16 protein-coding genes, 1 pseudogene and 1 riboswitch are annotated in these 12644 nt (G+C 53.0%); of the genes and pseudogenes, 11 read left to right on the forward strand and 6 right to left on the reverse strand.

The annotated features are described in order from the left end of the window. From B3P58_RS05545 to tatA, 3 genes are all read left to right on the forward strand, one after another. Positions 1 to 642, forward strand: a 642-nt coding sequence (locus B3P58_RS05545) for an ABC transporter permease subunit (protein WP_286716451.1), incomplete at its 5' end; no start/stop codon positions are given. Positions 643 to 661: 19 nt separating this feature from the next. After that, positions 662 to 1210 (forward strand): nitrous oxide reductase accessory protein NosL, encoded by a 549-nt coding sequence (locus B3P58_RS05550; RefSeq protein ID WP_286716452.1) that lies wholly within the window; start codon positions 662 to 664, stop codon positions 1208 to 1210. A gap of 13 nt (positions 1211 to 1223) precedes the next feature. Next, the gene (gene tatA, locus B3P58_RS05555) at positions 1224 to 1379 is read left to right on the forward strand and encodes a twin-arginine translocase TatA/TatE family subunit (protein WP_225691029.1); all 156 of its coding nucleotides are present in this window, start codon (positions 1224 to 1226) and stop codon (positions 1377 to 1379) included. Between the two features lie 80 nt (positions 1380 to 1459). Here tatA and mog read toward each other — a convergent pair whose 3' ends face one another. Beyond that, entirely contained in the window at positions 1460 to 1993 is a 534-nt protein-coding gene (gene mog, locus B3P58_RS05560; protein ID WP_145467992.1) for a molybdopterin adenylyltransferase, read from the reverse strand. Positions 1994 to 2171: 178 nt separating this feature from the next. Continuing rightward, positions 2172 to 2867: an iron-sulfur cluster repair protein YtfE gene (gene ytfE, locus B3P58_RS05565; protein ID WP_145467990.1), complete on the reverse strand. Its 696-nt coding sequence runs from the start codon at positions 2865 to 2867 to the stop codon at positions 2172 to 2174. Positions 2868 to 3048: 181 nt separating this feature from the next. Between ytfE and norR the strand changes: the two genes are divergently transcribed. Further along, positions 3049 to 4593, forward strand: coding sequence for a nitric oxide reductase transcriptional regulator NorR (gene norR, locus B3P58_RS05570; protein WP_225691030.1), 1545 nt, complete (start codon positions 3049 to 3051; stop codon positions 4591 to 4593). 15 nt (positions 4594 to 4608) lie between these two features. On the opposite strand, the gene B3P58_RS05575 is transcribed toward norR, so the two are convergent. From B3P58_RS05575 to narL, 3 genes are read right to left on the reverse strand one after another with little or no spacing between them, the layout of a single operon-like run. Next, the gene (locus tag B3P58_RS05575) at positions 4609 to 5358 is read right to left on the reverse strand and encodes a HesA/MoeB/ThiF family protein (RefSeq protein ID WP_286716453.1); all 750 of its coding nucleotides are present in this window, start codon (positions 5356 to 5358) and stop codon (positions 4609 to 4611) included. 4 nt (positions 5359 to 5362) lie between these two features. Then, on the reverse strand, positions 5363 to 6589 hold the full coding sequence (glp, locus tag B3P58_RS05580) for a gephyrin-like molybdotransferase Glp (protein WP_286716454.1): 1227 nt from the start codon (positions 6587 to 6589) through the stop codon (positions 5363 to 5365). A 2-nt stretch (positions 6590 to 6591) separates the two neighbouring features. Continuing rightward, positions 6592 to 7248, reverse strand: coding sequence for a two-component system response regulator NarL (gene narL, locus B3P58_RS05585; RefSeq protein WP_145467983.1), 657 nt, complete (start codon positions 7246 to 7248; stop codon positions 6592 to 6594). 171 nt (positions 7249 to 7419) lie between these two features. Between narL and B3P58_RS05590 the strand changes: the two genes are divergently transcribed. From B3P58_RS05590 to moaE, 7 genes are all read left to right on the forward strand, one after another. Then, complete coding sequence (locus B3P58_RS05590) at positions 7420 to 8538, forward strand: NAD-binding protein (protein WP_286716455.1); 1119 nt, start codon at positions 7420 to 7422, stop codon at positions 8536 to 8538. A gap of 53 nt (positions 8539 to 8591) precedes the next feature. Beyond that, positions 8592 to 8739: riboswitch (molybdenum cofactor riboswitch) on the forward strand. Next, positions 8728 to 9699: a GTP 3',8-cyclase MoaA gene (gene moaA / locus B3P58_RS05595; protein WP_286716456.1), complete on the forward strand. Its 972-nt coding sequence runs from the start codon at positions 8728 to 8730 to the stop codon at positions 9697 to 9699. Its footprint overlaps the riboswitch before it by 12 nt. 3 nt (positions 9700 to 9702) lie before the next feature. Next, entirely contained in the window at positions 9703 to 10242 is a 540-nt protein-coding gene (mobA, locus tag B3P58_RS05600; protein ID WP_145467977.1) for a molybdenum cofactor guanylyltransferase, read from the forward strand. A 1-nt stretch (position 10243) separates the two neighbouring features. After that, positions 10244 to 10780 (forward strand): molybdenum cofactor biosynthesis protein B, encoded by a 537-nt coding sequence (gene moaB / locus B3P58_RS05605; RefSeq protein WP_225691035.1) that lies wholly within the window; start codon positions 10244 to 10246, stop codon positions 10778 to 10780. A gap of 25 nt (positions 10781 to 10805) precedes the next feature. Then, on the forward strand, positions 10806 to 11294 hold the full coding sequence (moaC, locus tag B3P58_RS05610) for a cyclic pyranopterin monophosphate synthase MoaC (RefSeq protein ID WP_286716457.1): 489 nt from the start codon (positions 10806 to 10808) through the stop codon (positions 11292 to 11294). Further along, positions 11287 to 11532, forward strand: a complete 246-nt coding sequence (locus B3P58_RS05615) for a MoaD/ThiS family protein (RefSeq protein WP_145467972.1) — start codon at positions 11287 to 11289, stop codon at positions 11530 to 11532. The genes moaC and B3P58_RS05615 overlap by 8 nt, the downstream gene beginning before the upstream one ends. A gap of 1 nt (position 11533) precedes the next feature. After that, a complete protein-coding gene (moaE, locus tag B3P58_RS05620) occupies positions 11534 to 12001 on the forward strand; it encodes a molybdopterin synthase catalytic subunit MoaE (RefSeq protein ID WP_286716458.1) in 468 nt (155 codons plus the stop codon). Here the strand turns inward: moaE and B3P58_RS05625 are convergent. Then, positions 11996 to 12644, reverse strand: a pseudogene (locus B3P58_RS05625) (xylulose 5-phosphate 3-epimerase); the annotation flags it as partial. The gene moaE and the pseudogene B3P58_RS05625 overlap by 6 nt on opposite strands.

Consider the following 12644-nt stretch of genomic DNA (forward strand, 5'->3'; position numbering starts at 1 on the left):
TTTCTGGTTCCGCTGATTGCTCTGCTGCTTGCTTACGATGCCATCGTGGGTGAAGAAGAAGGCGGAACCCTGTTGTTATTGCTGACCTACCCGCTCAGTCGCGGGCAGTTACTGCTGGGGAAATTTATCGGTCACGGGCTGATTCTTGCGCTCGCCACCTCTATTGGTTTTGGCAGTGCCGCCGTCGCCATTGCATTATTGGTCAGCGATCTGGATATCTGGCTTCTGATTCAATCGTTCTCACGCTTTATTTTTTCAGCCACGTTACTGGGCTGGGTATTCCTTGCTTTGGCCTATTTTCTCAGCAGCAAAGCCAGCGAAAAATCGACCGCAGCCGGCCTCGCTCTTGGCGTGTGGTTTTTGTTTGTGCTGGTGTTTGATCTCAGTCTGCTGGCACTGCTGGTCTTCAGTAAAGGGCAGCTCAACCCTGACCTTCTGCCATGGCTTTTACTGCTTAATCCCACCGATATATTCCGGCAAATAAATCTGTCCGGTCTTGGCGACGGCAGTGCAATGAATGGTGTTATGGCTTTGGGGCGGGATTTACCCATCACAAATCCGGGATTGTGGTTCTCATTATTTATCTGGTTGATTGCCAGCCTGGGTATTGCTCATTTCGCCTTACGTCGTCGTGCGATTTAACGTTATAAAGGATAAGTTCATGAAAAAAGTACACTCCATCATTTCTGTTGCTGCCCTGATATTCAGCGCATTACTGGCAGGCTGCAGCCAGCCAACCAACAGTGAAATCACCACACATTCACCGGTCGCCTTTCACTCATCAGATGAATGCCACGTGTGCGGCATGGCCATCACCCGCTTTCCCGGTCCCAAAGGCGAAGCGATATCGGGCAATGGTGCTACCAGAAAATTCTGCTCATCCGCCGAGATGCTGCACTGGTGGTTACAGCCTGAAAATCAGGTTCAGCAAATGACGTTATACGTTCACGATATGAGCCGCAGCGACTGGAACAGACCGGATGATGCACATCTGATTAATGCCATGCAGGCGTTTTACGTTGTAGCCCCCGATATGGCAGGCTCAATGGGCACGCCAATCGCCAGCTTTGCCAATAAGGAAAGTGCAGCATTGTTTGCCTCTGACAGACAAACCAGCGTGATGACGTTCGAGCAGCTGAAAGAAGCCCTGCTGCAACATCAGCAAATGATGGGCGAAAACCATTCCGAAGATCACAGCATGCACCATTAAGGCGGTACGTATTATGGGAATAAGTCCATGGCAGTTACTGATCGTACTGCTGATTGTAATCGTATTATTTGGCAGTAAACGGCTGCGCTCTCTGGGAGGTGATCTTGGTGGTGCGATCCGGGATTTTCGTAAAGCCGCCAATAAACAGCCAGAAGATAACGAGCAATAATCCGGGCCTGTCCGGATGCCGGCAGGCAGCTTCTGAAAATAAATAAAAAGCTGCTATGCCGGCACAAAAACAGAAAATAATCAGCTCGCCGGACGGAAAATACTGATGACCTCCGGATTACATTCCAGATAGGGCCCATCCATAAGATCAATACAGTAAGGTACAGCGGGAAATACCGCATCCAGACACTGACGTATTGCTTTCGGCTTGCCCGGCAGATTAATAATTAATGATTGTTTTCTGAGGCCCGCAGTCTGACGTGAAAGAATGGCGGTAGGCACATATTTCAGAGACTCCATGCGCATCAGCTCACCGAACCCCGGCATCATACGATCACAGACCGCCTCGGTTGCCTCCGGCGTCACATCACGCAGAGCAGGCCCTGTACCTCCGGTAGTAATTACCAGACAGCATTTTTCCTCATCCACCAGCTCACACAGTGTTTCTTCAATCTGTGGACGCTCATCGGCGATCAGACGATAAACCGCTTCCCACTCACCGGATAAATATTCCGTTAATGTTTCACGGATAGCCTGACCCGAAATATCTTCATAAATACCGGCACTGGCTCTGTCGCTGACCGTCAGAATGCCGATACGGATTTTTTTCTGCATGATAACTCCTGAAGTTTTCCGGAAATTCAGTAACAGGGGTAAATATACAACGATATACCGCCGCTATCAGTTATTGTTATGCGGAAACCTGATATGAACAATTAAGGCGTTTCTTAAATCACTGAGCAATCCGTACGAAGACTGGGCCGATTCGCACCGGCCCCTCGCAGATTTTATATTACTGGCAGCTGCCGCAGCAGTCTGAAGACGTTGCTTTAGGTGGTACAAACAGAAAATAATTTTCCAGCGTGATGTGCCGCATAAGATCGTCCACCAGCGTCTGCAGGCCCAGATACAGCGAGCGCCAGCTGTTACAGGCACCCGCCGGAACTTTCATATTATTGGTCAGACTGCACAAACGGTTAATGGCTTCCAGATGTTCCAGGTGCTCATCCTGCATCACATTAATCGGGCCATTCGGATAAATTCCCCCGGCCAGCATCGGAAACAGAATCTGCTCTTCTTTCATCATATGGCTTTCCAGCTCATGACTCATATCGCGCAACAGATCAGCGAGTCCGGACGGACAGTTGGCGGAATCGCTGTGCACCCGTTCAACTTTTGCAGCCAGGAAGATCAGCTCCGGTAACTGCTCACGATGGCGGGCATGGTAACGCTCCAGGATGTGACCGATCAGTTTCATGCGGGGTTCTTTGCCCCAATCAATGGCGGGATCATCATGATGGTGTTCGGTCATTTCAAGTTCAGCCAGACCGGCCGCCACCTCTTCCGGATCAAGTCCCTTATGTTCCAGTGCCTGCTGCAAGCTCACCATGCCCTGATTGCAGAAATTAATATCCAGCTGACGTAACAAAGCAGAAGCACCGGGAATGGTTGTGGCAATATCACTCAGAGAACGATTCAGAATTTCCATAAACTCTCCTGATATATAAAGGTTTTGATTCAACAGAAGTGATCAGCAAGATGCAGGCCAGCCGCCAGAGCGCATACTTGCTGCCGGTCAACAGAGAGTGGGTATAAATAACCCGGATATTCCCTGTAAAATCTACACTTTGGTAAATACCACCAAGCACATACCAACACAGAGACCTCTCATGCCCGGACAACAGCTGCTTACGGAACTCATCAAAGATATGCCGGCCGGCGAACGCTTTGACCATATCGTTAAAAGTATCCGCACCAGCTTTAACTGTGGCGCTGTCGCTCTGCTGCGCTTGCAGGGTGAGTATCTGCGTCCTGTCGCCGTCTCCGGTCTGGTTACCGAAGCGCATGGCCGTAAATTCAGTCTGGCTCAGCACCCACGCCTGTCGGCCGTTATGACCACCAGCCATGCTCTGCGCTTTCCGCCAGACAGCCCGTTACCCGATCCCTATGACGGCCTGCTGGAGACTCAGCCCGGGGAAGCATTGCCGGTGCATGACTGCATGGGAACCAGCCTCTGGCTGAACGGTGAGCGCTGGGGCGCCCTGACCCTCGACTCTCTGACTCCGGGCACCTTTGACCAGAGCCGCATTGACGAGCTGGACAGCTATCGCCCGGTACTGGAAACGGCCATCCGTATCAGCATGCTGGAAGAAGAAATACGCGGTCTGCGCCGTGTCCGGCTGGATGGTGCCGGCAATATCGCCATTGGCACCGAAGCCGACAATGAAATTATTGGCAACAGCAGTGCCATCCGTCAGATTAAAAAAGAACTCGAAGTAGTTGCGGCCTCCGACCTGCCGGTACTGCTGCTGGGAGAAACCGGTGTCGGTAAAGAAATCTTTGCCAGCTACACACACAGGCTGTCAGCACGCGCCGCACGGCCAATGGTATACATCAACTGTGCGGCACTGCCGGAACACCTCGCTGAAAGTGAATTATTCGGCCATGTTAAAGGCGCATTTTCCGGTGCCACCAGCGACCGCGCCGGGCGGTTTGAAACCGCAGATAAGAGCACACTCTTTCTTGATGAGGTCGGTGAACTACCGCTGCCGGTACAGGCCAAGCTGCTGAGGGTTTTGCAGAATGGTGAAATTCAAAGACTGGGCAGCGATAAGACCCGCCATGTGGATGTCCGTATTCTGGCCGCGACCAACCGCAACCTGAAAGAGCAGATTACCGAAGGCGCATTCCGGGCCGATCTGTATCATCGCCTGTCTGTTTATCCTATCCCGATTCCTCCCCTGCGTGAGCGCGGGCAGGACATTCCTCTGCTGGCCGGGCATTTTCTGGAATTAAACCGCACCCGCTTAGGGTTGCGCAGCCTGCGCTTATCGGCCGATGCCGAGGCAGCACTGCAGACCTATCCATGGCCCGGCAATATCCGTGAGCTGGAGCATGTTATCAGCCGTGCAGCCATCAAAGCGCTGAGCCGGGGAGCACAACGGCACGATATTGTGACTCTGGATTGCCGTTCACTGGATCTTGAGCTGCCAACCTCCCGTCACCATGCACACGCAACAGGCGAAGACAGCAGTGATTCATTACTGAAAGCGGTGCAGGGAATGCCAATGAAAGAAGCCGTTAAATACTTTCAGCAGACTCTGGTTCTGCACGAACTGCAGCAACAGCAAGGCAGCTGGAGCAAAACCGCACGGGCTCTGGGTATGGACCCGAGTAATCTGCACAAGCTGGCACAGAAGCTCGGGCTTAAATAAACCGTACCGCTTTACTCAGGACTGAGCAGCGCAATCGGCACAGTCCGGGCGGCGGGTAATCCGCCATTCATGAAAGCGGCTGGCACGGGCATCAAACGACAGCAGCCGCCCACACAGAGACTCACCGGCAGCGCTCAGCAGCTTCAGGGCTTCCACCGCCTGTAACGTACCGATAACTCCTACCAGAGGCGACAGCACGCCACTCTCACTGCAATTACGCTGGTCCGGCTGCACATCCGGATACAGGCAACGGTAACAGGGGCTGTCGGCCCGGCGCGGATCAAACACCGTCAGCTGACCGTCCATGGCGACAGCGGCCGCACTGACCCAGGGAATCCGGTATTTCAGCGCCGCTTTATTGAGGGCGTAACGAACCAGAGGCTCGTCGGTGCAATCCAGCACCAGAGAAAACTGCGGTAAAACCTGCTCAAGCCAGACAGCATCTGCGCGGCGGATTTCGGTATGCACCCGCACATCATGATTCAGCTGCATCACGGTTGCCGCGGCAGACTCGGCTTTGCTCATTCCCACCCGATCCTGCGGATGAATAATCTGGCGTGGCAGATTGCTGAGCTCAACATGATCATCATCCACCAGCGTCAGCTGCCCGATACCGCTGGCCGCCAGATAGGGTAAAGCGGCCGCGCCCAAACCGCCCAGACCAATCACCAGAACATGGCTGTCACACAGGGCCAGCTGGCCATCGATATCAATCTGGGGGAGGAAAATATGCCGGCTGTAACGCAGCAGTTGTTCGTCGTTCATGGTGTTAATTCAATAATGTACCCAAAGGCATTACACGAACCTGTTCGCCCGGCGCGACATGACCGCGCTCCGCTTCAAGTACGGCATACCCCTGAGCATCAGCAAAACCATGCAACAGGCCAGAACCCTGACTGCCACACGGCGAAGCCATTAAAACACCCGCTTCAGAGTCCAGACGGATGCGCTGAAAGTCCTGCCTTCCCGGTTGTTTTCTGAAGGCTTCAGCAGCGGTTGCCAGCAGCGGCAGTGCCGCCTGAACACGTTCGCCACACAACTGGCGCAATACCGGCTGAGCCAGTTGATCCAGGGTTACAATGGCCGATACCGGATTGCCCGGCAGACCAAAAAACCAGCTGTTTTTTACGCGTCCGAAAGCGAAAGGTTTACCCGGCTTCATGGCAACCCGCCAGAAATTAACCTCGCCCAGTTCATCCAGCACCTGACGGGTATAATCGGCATCACCGACTGAAACACCGGCGCTGGTGATAATAACGTCGGCTTCCTGTGCTGCTGCAGCAATGGCAGAGCGCATGGCCTCAAGGGTATCCGGCAGCCAGGCAAAGTGGATAATTTCAACCGGCATGCGCTCCAGCATCGCCCGTAAAGCAAAGCGATTGCTGTCATAAATCTGGTGTGCCTGGCGGGAGTCGCCCGGCTGGCATAATTCATCGCCACTGGAGAACAGGGCAACCCGTAATTTACGGAAGACTTCAGCCTGCGCCAGACCGACGCTGGCTAATAAGCCAATATGCAGCGGAGTTAAACGTTGTCCGGCGGCCAGCATCACCTCACCGCGACGGATATCTTCGCCGGCATGACGCACATGGCTGCCGGGGTGGAGTGGTGCCTGCGAAATAATACACTCGCCATCTGCCTGCACATCGACCTGCACATCTTCCTGCATGATGACGGTATCGGCGCCGGCCGGCATTTCAGCGCCGGTCATAATCCGTAACGCCTGTCCCGGTTGCAGCACACCACGGAAGGGATGCCCCGCCAGTGCCACACCAGCCAGCGTTAAACCGGTGCTGCAGAGCAGCTCTGCATCGCGGCTGTGCAGCGCATAGCCATCCATCGCCGAGTTATCAAACGCCGGCACGGTTTCCGGTGCATAAAGAGGTTTTGCCAGAATGCGTCCGTCCAGTTGCTGCAGAGCGACACTCTCTTCACCCAGGGCATATCCGGATGTCGCCGCCAGCATACCGGCAACAGCATCGGCGACAGACTGCATACTCACCCCTTATCTTCACCCTGCTGGTTCACCATCCAGACCGCCGCTTCCACACGGGAGCGCAGTCCGAGTTTTTTCAGCAAATGCTTCACATGAACCTTGACCGTACCGTCGGAAATATCCAGCTCACGGGCAATAACTTTGTTGCTCATACCCTTGGCAATGCATTCCAGAATTTCAACTTCACGTCCGGTCAGGGCATCCAGTTCAGATGCAGGACGCACCGCCGGACGGCGAATAGCAGCGGCCAAAACCTTAGTCACCGCTTCACTCAACACCATCTTGCCGCCGACAGCCTGCTTAATCTGCTCCAGCAGCATATCCGGGTCGGTATCTTTCAGCAGATAACCATCAGCTCCCTGACCAATGGCGGTAAGCACATCGTCATCAGCATCCGAAACAGTAAGCATAACGATTCTCGAGGTAATGCCCCGGTCGCGTAATTTAGTCAGTGTCTGCAGACCATCCATACCCTGCATATGAAGATCCAGAATAATAAGATCCGGCTCATCTTCAACAGCAAGATCAATTGCTTCTGCACCGCTGCTGGCTTCGGCGATAACCTCAAGGTCATCCTCAAATGCAAGCAGCTGCTTTAGTCCTTTACGCAACAGGGGATGATCATCAACCAACATGATTGTCGATTTTTTGCTATCCATTTTTTTAACCGTTTTCGCTGATTATCGTTCCATACTAAGGCGCACCCAATCAAAGTCAATTGAGATTAAATCGGGTGAAAATCGTTATACCCTTTATGAGGTATGCGTTCTTTAGTATTGCCTGTGCATAGTATCCGGCCCAATATCACCGTCAGGTCAGAGGCATTCGACATGGCGGGAAATAATAAAAACATTCTTATCATCGGCGACAACAACACTTCACACCGGCTGCAGGACAAACTCTCAGCCAGTAATTGTTTCAGCCATATTCACCTGCTGTCACAATCCGACCACCGGTATTTCCCTCGTCACTGCCTTCCTCAGCTGCTTGCCGGTATATTGCCGATAGCAGAAATGGAAACTCCGCCGGAGTGGTATCACGCACGGAAAATCCGCTATATCTGCCGCCATACAGAACCCGACATAAATTATGCTGCCGTCGTCGATACACGTCCTGATGCCAGGCATATATCGGTACTGAAAACGGCCGGTGACCGGAGTCTGTATATTCCACTGCACACACCTGAAAATATTCAGCTCGCCCAGAACCATTTACAGAAATCCGGCGGTATCACCATCATCGGCAGCTCTGAACTGGCAATCCAATATGCAACCAGTGTTGCCCGTGCAGGATTTCCGGCATACCTGGTTGCCGATAAAGCCGCCCTTATAAACCCCGGGTTTGACAAACATATTCAGCGGCTGATTTACAGAGAGATAAAAAACTCTGGCGTTAAAATAATTCCGTCTGAAGAAAAAAACACCATCCCCAAAACAATACCTGTAATTTACATGCCGCTGAGCAGCAGAAATAAAGAAATCCGTCATGCTCAGATACAAACCCAGAACATAAAAATCTCTTCAACTGACAGTCTGGATCTGCCCGATGGCGGAGATCATTTCACACCGCCTGAATCAATTCTTAATATGTTTGCCTCCCGCTGCTGGAGAAAAACGAACGAGCATTCCGATCAGTTTTCGTTATTGCGGGAACTCTGGCTTGGCAAACCAGATCTGCCACACCGGATTTCGGTAAATAAATTCGCCATTCATTATGCCGGAAGCCTGAACGCCGAAAAGAACAATCAGTGCCTCACGATGCATATTCCGGAGTGTGGCATCTACCGCAAGATCATCATTGCCGGAGATCGCATTATCGGTTTTATTCTTGCCGGTGATGTGCGCGGCAGCGAAACCCTTGCGGATATGATGCTGACACACCGGGACATCCGTTACTGCCGGGATCAGCTGCTTTTCAGCGGACATCAGGCTGCAGTGACCTACCCATAAAGAGGCATGCCACTATCCCGGGAAGCGGATAGTAGCAGCCTCCTCATACCGCTATATTCAACTGACGCCGAGCTGATCTGCCTAACGCTCACTCCCCTCATCGGTGAGTTATGGCAGCTCAGCCGTGGCAATACTGCCACCGGGATTCAGGGGAAACCCAGCTTCCTCCCATGCTTGGAAAGGTGTCTTATGCTGACCGACCGTTTTGCCCGGCGCTTTACTTACCTGCGCCTGTCGCTGACTGAACGCTGTAATTTCCGTTGTACCTACTGCCTGCCAGAAGGTAATGATTGTGATACAGCAGAGTCTGATCTGAATATCCATGAAGTCCGCCGCCTGCTGACCGCCTTCGCCCGTCTGGGTACCCGCAAGGTTCGCCTGACCGGAGGAGAGCCGGCACTGCGCCGCGATCTCAGCGAAATTATCAGCTTATGCAAATCAGTACCGGGCATAGAACAGGTTGCCCTGACCACCAATGGCTACAATCTGCAGAAAGAAATATCCGGCTGGAAAAAAGCCGGACTGGATGCCCTGAACATCAGCGTCGACAGCCTTGACCCTGCTATTTTTTCACGCATAACCGGGGCCGATCGTCTGCATTATATTTTGCAGGGGATCGATCAGGCCCTGCAGCTGAATTTTCAGAAAGTAAAACTGAACACCGTCTTATTACGCCAGCACAATACCCATTCTCTTCCTGGCTTTTTGCGCTTTATAAAAGACCGGCCTGTATCACTGCGTTTTATTGAATTAATGCGGACCAACGATAATGCCGGTTTCTATCAGGAACAGCATTTAAGCGGTGAATTTATCCGTCAGCAGCTGACCGAGGATGGCTGGCAACTGCAGCCTAAGGCAACCACCGATGGTCCGGCGCTGGAATATGCCCATCCGGATTATGCTGGCCGGGTCGGACTTATCATGCCTTACAGTAAAGACTTCTGCAGCAGCTGCAATCGCCTGCGCGTATCCAGTCAAGGGGAATTATTTCTCTGCTTATTTGCCGACGAGCATCAAAGTCTGCGTGAGCTGCTGCAAAGCGACGATCCTGCACCGGTCGAAGCATTTTTACAGCGGGCCATTGGCGGAAAAGAAGAAAGCCACTATCTGCATCAGCAACGCAGTGGCCAGACCCGTCATCTGGCCATGATCGGGGGGTGAGATATGTTCAGTGCCATTATTCTTGCCGGTGGACGCTCTTCACGTATGGGGACCGATAAAGCGCAGTTGCCGATGAACGGTCTGCCGCTATGGCTGTTGCAGCAGGTACGGCTGCAACAGGCGGGTTGTGACGATATTCAGCTCAGCCATCCGCAACTGGGCACTCCCGACCAGCAGGCAGGGCATGGGCCCCTGTCTGGTCTGCATACTCTGCTGCCATTCTGCAAACATGAGCGTGTACTGGTACTGGCTGTCGACATGCCTTGGATGACGGCAGCACTTTTGCGCACTCTGATACGTCATTCACAGGAACAGCCGGTTTTCTTTAAAGATCATTATCTGCCCTGCGTGCTGCATAACAGCAGCGATTTACAGTCTTATATTGCAAAACAACTGCATGAAAAAGGACGGCGTTCTGTTGGTGCCCTGCTGTCTTATTGTGCGGCCAGAGCAATTCCCTGCCCATCACCACAGCTGTTGCTGAATACAAATACTCCCGAAGACTGGCAGCTGGCCTGTCACGCTTCGCAAGGCGGTCATTAATATGAGTAAACATACCAGCAAAGAATTTTTCCGCTTAAACATTGCCATTCTGACGCTGTCGGATCATCGCACTCCGGCCGAAGACAGCAGTGGCAATCTGCTGCTGGCACTGGCTCAGGAAAGCGGCCACACAATCCGCGCCCGCGCCCTGTTAAAGCATAACCGTTATGACATCCGCGCCTGCATCAGCGACTGGATTGCCAGCCAGGATATTCAGGTCATTATTATTAATGGCGGCACCGGTTTCTCTGAGGGCAACTGCACACCAGAAGCCATCCGCCCTTTATTTGATGCAGAGGTCGAGGGCTTCGGCGAGCAATTCCGGCAGTTAAGTTTTACCGATATTGGCAGCAGCAGTATGCAGTCCCGGGCACTGGCCGGGATTGCCAATAAAACCCTTATTTTTGCTGTTCCCGGTTCTGGCGGCGCCTGCCGTCAGGCCTGGGAAGCGCTGATCGCACCACAGCTGGACAGCCGCACCGGGCCATGTAATTTCGTTGCCCATGTTAAAAACAGCCCTGTTAATGCCTGTCGTTAGGCCCTAACAGACCCTGGAGAATTTTATGTCAGATCTGACCCATATTGATCAGCACGGTCATGCTCACATGGTCGATGTGTCGGCCAAGGAAAGCAGTCTGCGCAGCGCTTATGCCAGCGCCAGAATCATCACCCGCCCGGATGTTATCGCCCGTATTCAGCAGACTGAAATTAAAAAAGGTGACGTACTGGCAACGGCACGCATCGCCGGCATTATGGCGGCCAAACGTACCAGCGATTTAATTCCGCTTTGCCATCCGCTGGCCCTGAGCAAAGTCAGCGTAGATTTTGTTCTTTCAGAACAGGAAATTCATATCACGACCCTGTGCCGTCTGCGTGGCCAGACCGGCGTGGAAATGGAAGCACTCACGGCGGCATCCGTTGCAGCCCTGACCATTTACGATATGTGCAAAGCGGTTGATCCGGCCATGGTCATCAGTGATATCCGCCTGCAGGAAAAGCAAGGCGGTAAAAGCGGCCACTGGCTGCGTAGCGGAGAATCTGATCATGTTTAATATTGTTTTTTTTGCCGCCCTGCGCGAAACCCTTGGTTGCGGGCAACTTAACTGGCAAAGCGAAGCCAGAAGTATTGCCGGTTTAATACAGGAATTACGCGCCCAGGGAGAGAACTGGGACTCAGCACTGGCCAGGCCCGATCTGCTCTGCGCCCGTAATCAGCAACTGTGTACACCTGACGAAGCAATTACTGCCGGTGATGAAATTGCTTTTTTCCCTCCGGTGACCGGTGGCTGATATGGAACATTTAACCCGGATAAAAGTGCAGCAGGAAGATTTTAATCTGGCCGACGAATACGCAGTGCTGGGTAATCAGGCTGATTGCGGAGCCATCGTCAGTTTTATCGGCAGTGTTCGCGAGCTGGCCGGCGACTCGTTATTAAGCATGACGCTGGAGCACTATCCGGGCATGACTGAAAAATCATTATTGCAGATCACCGAACAGGCACGGCAACGCTGGCCCCTCGGCAATATCACCATTATTCATCGCATTGGTACATTAAGCGTTAACGAGCAGATTGTGCTGGTACTGGTCAGCAGTGCTCACCGTGAAGCCGCTTTCCGCGCCTGTGAATTTATTATGGATTTTCTGAAAACCCGCGCGCCGTTCTGGAAAAAAGAACAGACAACAGCAGCCGGCTATTGGGTGGAAGCAAAAGACAGTGACAACCAGGCCGCTCAGCGCTGGTCGTCGCCGGAATCATAAAGGCTCAGGAATAACATGGTAGGGGTTGCCGCGCCCATCAATCGCCCGCCACTCTTCTTCGGTCAGCCACAGCGTTGGTTTCTGACCACATAATTCTGCCAGTGCTGCCAGAGCATGAGCCCAGGTGCAGCCGTTTACAAATAACAGCGACTGAGTATCCAGTGTGCCGCCACGGTTGATATACCCCAATGCCCGGGTTCGTTGCGCGCCCAGATCCAGTTGCCGGCAGGTTGCCAGCAGCACCTCAGCCCGGCCATGGGTGAGAAAAACCCGGTAACGCACTCTGGCAGGAAACAGTGCGCGCACAACCGCCGGATCAGCCAGCGCTGATTTTTCCCAACGGTCGCGCGCCTGACGGAAGCGTCCTGGCTCTAATAAATAAATCAGTGAATGCGCTACACGCTGCTGACGTAAGCGGTCGGAGGCTTTCAGCATTTGCTGCAGTTGCACGGCACCGCAGGCAACCAGCTGCAATTCAGCGCCGCAATGTCCGCGCAGACAGACAGCACCATCCTGAACCAGTTGGGTAGCTTGCCGGGCAGAAAAAAACTGTGGCATCACACTGCGCGTAACCACCAGATTCCAGACCACCCCTAAATCGCCATAGCAGGTGCGCAGGCAGGCCATCGCACTGTTGGCATCA

The sequence above is a fragment of the Thalassolituus sp. UBA2009 genome, from assembly GCF_002335285.1.
Classification (GTDB): Bacteria; Pseudomonadota; Gammaproteobacteria; order Pseudomonadales; family Oceanobacteraceae; genus Venatoribacter; species Venatoribacter alkanivorans.

Bases quoted from the DNA above. Each gene is read 5' to 3' on its own strand.
- B3P58_RS05550 (WP_286716452.1), top strand. From the start codon at position 662: ATGAAAAAAGTACACTCCATCATTTCTGTTGCTGCCCTGATATTCAGC.
- tatA (WP_225691029.1), top strand. From the start codon at position 1,224: ATGGGAATAAGTCCATGGCAGTTACTGATCGTACTGCTGATTGTAATC.
- mog (WP_145467992.1), bottom strand. From the start codon at position 1,993: ATGCAGAAAAAAATCCGTATCGGCATTCTGACGGTCAGCGACAGAGCC.
- ytfE (WP_145467990.1), bottom strand. From the start codon at position 2,867: ATGGAAATTCTGAATCGTTCTCTGAGTGATATTGCCACAACCATTCCC.
- norR (WP_225691030.1), top strand. From the start codon at position 3,049: ATGCCCGGACAACAGCTGCTTACGGAACTCATCAAAGATATGCCGGCC.
- B3P58_RS05575 (WP_286716453.1), bottom strand. From the start codon at position 5,358: ATGAACGACGAACAACTGCTGCGTTACAGCCGGCATATTTTCCTCCCC.
- glp (WP_286716454.1), bottom strand. From the start codon at position 6,589: ATGCAGTCTGTCGCCGATGCTGTTGCCGGTATGCTGGCGGCGACATCC.
- narL (WP_145467983.1), bottom strand. From the start codon at position 7,248: ATGGATAGCAAAAAATCGACAATCATGTTGGTTGATGATCATCCCCTG.
- B3P58_RS05590 (WP_286716455.1), top strand. From the start codon at position 7,420: ATGGCGGGAAATAATAAAAACATTCTTATCATCGGCGACAACAACACT.
- moaA (WP_286716456.1), top strand. From the start codon at position 8,728: ATGCTGACCGACCGTTTTGCCCGGCGCTTTACTTACCTGCGCCTGTCG.
- mobA (WP_145467977.1), top strand. From the start codon at position 9,703: ATGTTCAGTGCCATTATTCTTGCCGGTGGACGCTCTTCACGTATGGGG.
- moaB (WP_225691035.1), top strand. From the start codon at position 10,244: ATGAGTAAACATACCAGCAAAGAATTTTTCCGCTTAAACATTGCCATT.
- moaC (WP_286716457.1), top strand. From the start codon at position 10,806: ATGTCAGATCTGACCCATATTGATCAGCACGGTCATGCTCACATGGTC.
- B3P58_RS05615 (WP_145467972.1), top strand. From the start codon at position 11,287: ATGTTTAATATTGTTTTTTTTGCCGCCCTGCGCGAAACCCTTGGTTGC.
- moaE (WP_286716458.1), top strand. From the start codon at position 11,534: ATGGAACATTTAACCCGGATAAAAGTGCAGCAGGAAGATTTTAATCTG.